The organism is Shewanella sp. SM69 (assembly GCF_025653985.1).
Lineage (GTDB): Bacteria > Pseudomonadota > Gammaproteobacteria > Enterobacterales > Shewanellaceae > Shewanella > Shewanella oncorhynchi.
Window position 1 is genome coordinate 1 of sequence record NZ_JAKKRV010000037.1, and the last position, 8,073, is coordinate 8,073.

The window sequence follows — 8,073 nt, forward strand, 5'->3', positions numbered from 1 at the left end:
TTCGACCTAACTCAGTCAAGGTCAGTGTCTTACATTCAATCAGTGCCTTAGAGGCCAGCATCAAGCTGTTTAATCGTTTTAGGTGAAGTTCTGGGCAGTATTGGTGTAAAGAATGTTGTAGGATATTGGCTTCGCGCATCTTGTTGTCCAAGTGTAGTTTTTGGCGAAACCATTTGATCATGCAACAAGATGCGCTTCCACCCTAATTTGATGATTTATTTGTAAATCATCAGGGGATTCTTCAGTACTTAGCATTTAACTAAGTGAATTAATTCATGATGTGGATACAGAACTATTAGATTTTACTTTACGATTTCCTTTAATTCCTAGGTGAACATGTAACCTATTTTTACAATGTTCATTTCTGATTTTTCTATAAGACAGTTTTTAATTAATGTTATCATGGAAGAATCTATTGCCAATTTAATTAGGTTTTTCACCTGAAAAATTTGTTGAAATCTTCACGATCCAAGGTTGCAATAAGTTATTGAAAACTCCCATTAAACAAGATTAATTAAAAAACTAAAGTTTTACATAAATGGTGATGAAAATTCATCTAGCGAAACATACTTAACTGACGCTCACTTATTTGATAGAGATATAATTATTATCTTGTTTACGAATGATAATGTTTAACTTTTATTTTTTGCGACCTTGTTTAAAAGTGTATTGGACAAGCTTTGTGTACAAGTTTTGGATATGGAAAAATATGATACTCTATCTCTTAAAATATAATGTTAAATTTGGTTTAATAGTCTTTAAAAAAAGAATTTCTCACACAGCCACTCGGTGATAATTTAGGTGTTACTTAGGATTTTATGGCCTTTACATATTAATGTATAGGCCAGATTATCAGATAGTCAAATATTTATATCTCTTAACCACTGTCCTACGGTACGTGGTGTAATTCCTAATAATACTTGCGCACTCATAGCTTGTTTGATTGCTGAATCTTGAGTTAATGCTTTTGCTTTATATCCTTTTACAACCTCTGTTGCGGCACTTTCTCCAAACAAAATAGCTAATTTCATACCAAACTCATCAGGAGTAAGGCTTTGAAAGCTAACATCATGACCAAAATAGTCGGCAAATGCATCTGCTAGGTCATTACCAGTGATGGCAGGCAATTGGCCCACTTCCACAATCCCTGTTACAGAAAAATCGCGAAGAAGAGCTGCTGCGACATCAGCAATATCAAGATGAGAACACCAAGAAACTGGATAATCATTACGTAGTGGATAAGGGAGTTTATGATCTTCTTTCACTGGTCCAATAACAATTGGCAACAACAAATTCTCAAGATATAACTGCGGTGCAATGATAGCCAAAGAGACGCTCGTCTTCTCAAGTTCATTAATCAGAGTGGGCAATGCGCTTTTATCTCCAGGGATACCTAAGGGCCAACCACTAGTTGTAAGAACTACACGGGCAGGCTTAGCCTCCATAATCGCTTTCGCTATATTATGTGCAAATTCACTACGCATTACTTCAGGACCAATTGGTAAATGAAGGAATATCCCATCAGCACCAGCATAAGCAGAAATAAGAGAGTCCACTGAAGTTAAGTCTAAAGCGACTGTTGGAACACCCTTAAGAGAGGTGGGGTTGCGCACAACAGCAACTGCATCCGTACCTTGCTCAATCAACTTATTAAAAAGGGGCGCTCCCTGGGCACCAGTTGCTCCATGAATAATGTATTTCATATATACTCCAGTAATGATAATTTAAACAGAGTGATAATAGTGCAGACGTTAAGTCGGTTACGTCAAATGCACTATTAGAAATAACTTACAAAAATGAGAAAAGTATGAATAACAGAGAAACGCCTTGTTGCGGAGTCGCGCGTTTTTTAATACTTATGGATGGCCCATGGGCAACGTTAATCATTAGAGAGCTGTTACATGGCCCCCTTCGTTTTACCGAACTGAAAAATAACCTGAATGGAATTAGTGCACATACCCTAACCCACAGATTAAAGCAATTTGAAGCTAACGGACTTGTTACTCGCACTGTGTATGCCGAAACGCCGCCACGAGTGGTATATGAATTAACTACTTTAGGCGAAAATCTACGAGATGTTCTTGAAGCAATGGGAAAATGGGGTGAAACCATTCCAGACCAACTTATCCAACGCAATAAATTATAAAGTGAAGTAGCTAGGGTCTGTTGATCTTTGGCCGGTGATTTTCAGACAGTATGGCAAGACGTTATAATTTGCTTCGCCAAAAGTAACTATAACCTCAAGCCATGCAAAGACTTATGTTAACGGATGCCAGCTGGGGAAAAGCTATTTCATTTAGTGCTTGTTAATTTTCTGAACACCATTAACTTCCTGCGAACGTTTTACGCCAAGCACTTGGGCTAACGTGAAAACGTTGATTAAAATGTTGCCTAAATGACGTTGCAGTCTGAAAACCAACCATTTCAGACACTTGTTCTACAGAAAGTCTTGTACTTTCAAGAAGCTCAAGGCTACGTTGCAGACGAGTACTTACAAGCCATTTTCCAAATGACATACCGGTAGCGTTGTTGAAATGCCGAGTAAAGGTACGGCGACTCATAAATAATTGATCTGCTAAATCAGCGATAGAATATTGTTTGTCGAGGTTTTCACGTAAATAATCCAGTAACCTATTGACCTCTGCATCTTGAGTTGATTTTGGGATAGGTTGTGCAATAAATTGTGCCTGACCGCCTTCTCTGTGCGGAGGTACAACTAAGATACGTGCAACTTTATTCGCTGTTTTTGTCCCATAAAAAGACCTCACAATATACAAGCAACAGTCTAAAGCGGCAGCAGTACCTGCAGAAGTGACTACACGGTCACTTTCAACATAAAGTGCATTCGTATTTAGCTTTATATTTGGAAAACGAACTGTAAAATCTTCCTCTGCCATCCAATGAGTTGCAGCTTCTTTTTTATCTAATAGCCCTGAGTAGGCTAACGCATAAGCACCATAACAAAGCCCCACGACCATAGCCCCTCTTTCATGAGCTTTAACCAATGCTTCAGATACATCAGAAGCAGGTGCACTGTCTAGGTCATGCCACCCAGGGATGACAACTATATCTGCCAACTCAACGAGTTCTAATCCACCATCAGGCTGAACTGTCATCCAATTGTCAGTGTGTTGTGGCTTACCATCAATTGACACTATCTTTAAGTCAAAAATGGGTTTGTTATCTGGCTGCATCGAAAAAACGGCTTGAGGCACAGCGACATGAAACACGCTGAAATGAGGGTAGAGAATCAAAGCGACTGTTGGTACTTGCATATGCAAAGTGCTCCCAAGTGGTTCGTCATATCATTATTTGGCCCAATTATTTCGACATTTGTCACTTGGGTCAATATTCCCTCTCGTAAATACCGAAGATAATGTCTCATATTAATCAACCGCCAAAGAGATACATTATGAAAAACAAAGCTATCACCATCCTACTTACCTTAGGGCTTGCAACCATAATAAATAGCAGCAATGCACTAGCTGAATCGGCTCCAACGCTGCATGCAGAACCACAGCAGATTCACTTTCAGCATATTCGAAATGCAACATCTAAACTTACTTATGGTGGCACAACATTCTTAATCGATCCTATGCTGGCAGAGAAAGATACCTATCCTGGTTTTGCCGGTACTTACCGTAGTGAAATACGTATACCAATGATCGATTTACCCATGTCAGCTAAAGCTGTAATTGACAATGTAGACGCTGTTATTGTCACTCACACACATCTTGATCATTGGGATGATGCAGCACAAAGTGTAATACCTAAAACGATGCCTTTATTTGTTCAAAATGAAGAGGATGCAAATACTATTCGCGCTCAAGGCTTTAAAGATGTGCGTGTGTTAGGGATTAAAACTCAGTTCAATGGCATTAGTTTAACCAAAACGGGTGGGCAGCATGGCACGGATGAAATGTATGCAATCCCAGAGTTAGCTAAATTGTTAGGAGAAGCTATGGGGGTGGTTTTACAAGCAGATAATTACAGTACTGTATATTTTGTCGGTGATACCATTTGGCGTAATGAAGTGGAAAATGCTCTAAATGAATTTAAGCCTGAAGTAGTTGTTCTTAACACGGGTGATGCTCGTTTAGACAGCCTTGAAGGTTCTATTATCATGGGTGAACAAGACACACTTCGGGCTATTAAGCATGCCCCCCAAGCAAATATTGTTGCGGTACACATGGATACGGTCAATCACGCAGCATTGACTCGTAAAGAGCTCAGGGAGTTCGTGCAGGAAAAAGGCATAGAAAAACAAGTATTAATTCCTGAAGATGGTGAGTCGTTGAAGTTATAAGTATAGTTTCTTGATTAATTAGTTGTGAATGAGAAATAAAGGGAGTAAGTGGGTACTCGAAGTCGTGAGTTTGTGAATGAGAAATAAAGGGAGTAAGTGGGTACTCGAAGTCGTGAGTTTGTGAATCAGTCTCGCACAGACTGATTCACACATAAAGCTCAGAGATCTCGCGTTCGTTGTTGGCTGATGTGCTTCTGCTCCCCCTAACCGAGTAAGAAGTCAGAGATGAGTCAAATTCTGAATGTTTATGCAGTTTTGTGTGCAGAAGTGAAGTTTATCGACATAATCTAGCAATTCGCTTCGAAAACAGCTAAATATTGCGCGTAAACACGCAATTTCTGCATGTTAATAACTATTAATTTGAATCTCTTTGTGTATTCATTACAAATTGAAGATCAGCTATATTGTTGCGATACAAACTTATTAGGGAAATACAATGTCTGAATTCTTAGAGATCTTAACTCATGCTCGTCGCTTAAAAGCTTCTGTTAAAGAGTTATCTGTTGCTGAACTAAAAGATGTGTACGAAAAGTTAGGCAAGATCGTTGCTGAAAGAGAAGAAGAAGCGAATGCTGAAGCTGAAGCAAATGCTGAGCGTATCGCTAAAATTGCAGAACTTCAGAAGATGATTGAGTCAGCTGGTTTATCACTTGATGATCTTGGCGGTGTTACTGCTAAAGTAAAAAGCACAAGAGCACCACGTCCAGCTAAATATTCAATCGTAGTTGAGGGCGAAACTGTCACTTGGACAGGGCAAGGTAGAATGCCAACTATTTTCAAAAAACAAATTGAAAATGGCCGTTCAATCGAAGACTTTTTGATCTAAATTCCCTGTCTATAACAGAACAGACTGATGAAAGTCTGTTCTGCCCCATTATCATTTAGAGTCACTGTTCGTCATGGGGTCATAAATCAGTGTTTGACCAACCTTTTGTAATGAATCAATATGTCCTTAGTCACAAGTCCAAAACCAATGCAGAATAGACCCTTAAAGGTAAGTCAATTGGGCGGTAAACAAGTTTTACAACCCACATCTGGTCATTAACTGAGCTGTGTGCATTAAGGCTAGACAAGTCTAGTACATACCTATTCTTTATCAGACCGATTTTATGCACTTTTAAATGCATAAAAGATGTGACTAAGAGACAGGTCCTTAGGTGACTAATTGCTGGATTGAACCGTATTTAATGATTTGATGGCTGATCAATTCGCAGATACTATTCAGCTACAACCACTCCAAAATAAGCATTTATAAATCAAATGGTTAATTGGTATCAAATAATAATTACAAGGTGTAGTCTGTTGTGCAAGAGAATCAAAAAATCGATTTTAATCAGAAATTAGAAGTAGTCCTAGCAACTGAGGATTACTATCATTCGTTAGTTGAGCTTCTTAGCGATTACCGGATTGAATATAAAGAAGTTATCAAAAAACTTGCTAGTGCTCATAACTCAGGGGAATTGGACGTTTTAAAATTTTTAAATTCCCCTCAATGCTTAGATGGATACATTTCTCACATACGACAATACTTAGGTGTGATTGGTTTAATTGAAGCACCTACTAAATCTGTATTTGAAACAAGCCAAATAATTCTAAGTAAGGGCGAATATTGCAATATACCTATAAGTGAATTTTTGGGTGAAAATAAGTCAAGAATTAAAGATGCTGTTGAAATGTTGGCTAAGTCACCGACTAAATGGGAGTTTTTTTTAAGAGCTACTTTAATCAGTCAATCGAAGATATCTTTAGAAGAAAGCTTCCAATTCGCTCTAGAACTGACCGCTCATTCAAATCAAAAAATACAAACTGAAGCAATACTAGCATTGGGTTATTTAAAATATTCAAGCGATAGTGGCTTACTAGCAAAAGCTCTTGAACATATACATTCATTATTAGAACAAAACCATGCTGATGAGCTGGCTAAAAGTTGTTTACAGACTATTAATGAGATATGTAAAAAAGACTCTTCACTTGCTGCGAATGCCACCAAAAGCATAACATTATGCTTACTTGACGATTCGATTATGTTGCTAGAAGAGGTATCACGAATAGTATGGTTGGATGAAGAGCATTTACCAACAGAATGGGAGGTGCTCTTTTTAAGTTTCTTTGATCAATTTTCAATCACTGAATGGCAAAAATCCCATACTGTAGACTATGCGTTAACGACTCTTCTAAACAGGGAATGCAGAGCTGAAGTTATTGGACTATTAGAAAAAAAGCTTGTTGCCAATTGCGATGACAACTTCGAAATCACCAGCTTTCACAATATCTCTACAGCGATATGGGAAAATAAAAACATAGATCATGAAGAGTTATTTACTCGTTGGTTTTGTTCTGGCAACCACTACCTTTGTCAGGCTGCTTCAGATATTATTTTCGAACATGAAAACACTCCCTCTAAAGTAAGTAAAATCGATGACTCCAAGGACTATTTCTTTGTCGCAAGAAAAGCCGTTGGTTGGTTATTCTTAAAACCGAAGTTGGCTACATTTTACGTACTTTCGATATTGGAACACTGTAATGATTCTGATTTTGAAAAAATATCTGAGTTATTATTTTACCCATTACTTATGAATACACCCAAAACTATAGAGGGGGTTATTAAAGATCATATAGCTGAACTGGATAAACGGAAAAAGAAAACCAAAGAGTTACTCCATTTATTGAAGAGAAATGATGCCTATCATGACGTACTAATGAAAGCGTCTTTAAACAAAGAACTTCATCCCAGTACTAGACATAGAGAAGCTATGGGACGGAAAAATTATGTTGAAAATGAAGCAATGATGAAAGAAGCACGTAAGGGCTCTTTCTTGGCATCATTGTTTGGCAATAACTCAAAAGTCTTATTGTATGGCAACAAGTCTGTTTTTAAGCAGTATAATGGTAATGGAGAGTCCAGAAGGCAGGTAATGCCTCTCAGTAAAATAAGTCACTCAACTGAAACTCCTATATTTTTTTCCATAGATCCCATTGGATTAAACCGACTAATTAATATTTTTAGGTATGAGGGGTAAGATATGAAGCTTGTTATTAAAGAATACTTAGCCTCTCTTAACGAAAGAGATGAACTCGATGCGATATTACCTGATTTATTAAGCCAGCTTGGTTTGACTGTCTTTGGAAAACCAATAAGAGGGGCAAGCGAAAGAGGCGTGGATGTTGCCGCTGTTGGTTCGTTATATGGTGGAGTTGAAAAGGTTTACCTCTTTTCAATTAAAGCGGGAGACTTGACTCGATCTACATGGAATGGAAATGAAAACCAAGCATTAAGACCATCTCTAGATGAAATTATTGATTCCTATATTCCTCATAGACTGCCACCTGAGCATAAAGGCAAACCAATTGTTATTTGTCCTTGTTTTGGTGGCGATGTGCAAACACCTGTTAGAGATTTATTTACTGGTTATATAGATTCTAAAACTAAGACGAATGAAAATATTGAATTCGAGGAATGGAACGGGGATAAGCTCGCAAGCCTTATTAATGATAACTTTCTACATGAAAATTTTATGCTGAAGAATCCCCTGATGATTTACAAATAAATCATCAAATTAGGGTGGAAGCGCATCTTGTTGCATGATCAAATGGTTTCGCTAAAAACTACACTTGGACAACAAGATGCGCGAAGCCAATATCCTACAACATTCTTTACACCAATACTGCCCAGAACTTCACCTAAAACGATTAAACAGCTTGATGCTGGCCTCTAAGGCACTGATTGAATGTAAGACACTGACCTTGACTGAGTTAGGTCGAAATTT

At 37.9% G+C, this 8,073-nt stretch carries 7 protein-coding genes and 2 pseudogenes; 6 read left to right on the plus strand and 3 right to left on the minus strand.

All coding sequences use genetic code 11. The annotated features are described in order from the left end of the window. Together L5M37_RS23685 and L5M37_RS23690 are read right to left on the minus strand one after the other, a co-directional pair. A pseudogene (locus tag L5M37_RS23685) lies at nt 1–139 on the minus strand (IS4 family transposase); the annotation flags it as partial. Nucleotides 140–860: 721 nt separating this feature from the next. Beyond that, the gene (locus L5M37_RS23690; RefSeq protein WP_263168639.1) at nt 861–1,703 is read right to left on the minus strand and encodes an SDR family oxidoreductase; all 843 of its coding nucleotides are present in this window, start codon (nt 1,701–1,703) and stop codon (nt 861–863) included. A 104-nt stretch (nt 1,704–1,807) separates the two neighbouring features. Between L5M37_RS23690 and L5M37_RS23695 the strand changes: the two genes are divergently transcribed. Further along, entirely contained in the window at nt 1,808–2,146 is a 339-nt protein-coding gene (locus tag L5M37_RS23695) for a winged helix-turn-helix transcriptional regulator (RefSeq protein ID WP_172591458.1), read from the plus strand. Nucleotides 2,147–2,324: 178 nt separating this feature from the next. Here L5M37_RS23695 and L5M37_RS23700 read toward each other — a convergent pair whose 3' ends face one another. Beyond that, complete coding sequence (locus tag L5M37_RS23700) at nt 2,325–3,275, minus strand: GlxA family transcriptional regulator (RefSeq protein ID WP_263168636.1); 951 nt, start codon at nt 3,273–3,275, stop codon at nt 2,325–2,327. 137 nt (nt 3,276–3,412) lie between these two features. On the opposite strand from L5M37_RS23700, the gene L5M37_RS23705 reads away from it, so the two are divergent. The 5 genes and pseudogenes from L5M37_RS23705 to L5M37_RS23725 form a co-directional block, all read left to right on the plus strand. Continuing rightward, entirely contained in the window at nt 3,413–4,306 is an 894-nt protein-coding gene (locus L5M37_RS23705; protein WP_263168634.1) for an MBL fold metallo-hydrolase, read from the plus strand. Between the two features lie 436 nt (nt 4,307–4,742). Then, entirely contained in the window at nt 4,743–5,132 is a 390-nt protein-coding gene (locus tag L5M37_RS23710) for an H-NS family nucleoid-associated regulatory protein (protein WP_006081626.1), read from the plus strand. A 478-nt stretch (nt 5,133–5,610) separates the two neighbouring features. Then, the gene (locus L5M37_RS23715) at nt 5,611–7,326 is read left to right on the plus strand and encodes a hypothetical protein (RefSeq protein ID WP_263175702.1); all 1,716 of its coding nucleotides are present in this window, start codon (nt 5,611–5,613) and stop codon (nt 7,324–7,326) included. 3 nt (nt 7,327–7,329) lie between these two features. Then, nucleotides 7,330–7,854 carry a hypothetical protein gene (locus tag L5M37_RS23720; RefSeq protein ID WP_263201902.1) on the plus strand — a complete coding sequence of 175 codons (525 nt, stop codon included), beginning with the start codon at nt 7,330–7,332 and terminating at the stop codon, nt 7,852–7,854. A gap of 76 nt (nt 7,855–7,930) precedes the next feature. Then, nucleotides 7,931–8,073 (plus strand): annotated as a pseudogene (locus L5M37_RS23725) (IS4 family transposase); the annotation flags it as partial.

What these genes read in the sequence shown, in the direction of transcription:
- L5M37_RS23705 (WP_263168634.1), top strand. Translation starts at nt 3,413, where the DNA reads ATGAAAAACAAAGCTATCACCATCCTACTTACCTTAGGGCTTGCAACC.
- L5M37_RS23695 (WP_172591458.1), top strand. Translation starts at nt 1,808, where the DNA reads ATGAATAACAGAGAAACGCCTTGTTGCGGAGTCGCGCGTTTTTTAATA.
- L5M37_RS23700 (WP_263168636.1), bottom strand. Translation starts at nt 3,275, where the DNA reads ATGCAAGTACCAACAGTCGCTTTGATTCTCTACCCTCATTTCAGCGTG.
- L5M37_RS23720 (WP_263201902.1), top strand. Translation starts at nt 7,330, where the DNA reads ATGAAGCTTGTTATTAAAGAATACTTAGCCTCTCTTAACGAAAGAGAT.
- L5M37_RS23710 (WP_006081626.1), top strand. Translation starts at nt 4,743, where the DNA reads ATGTCTGAATTCTTAGAGATCTTAACTCATGCTCGTCGCTTAAAAGCT.
- L5M37_RS23690 (WP_263168639.1), bottom strand. Translation starts at nt 1,703, where the DNA reads ATGAAATACATTATTCATGGAGCAACTGGTGCCCAGGGAGCGCCCCTT.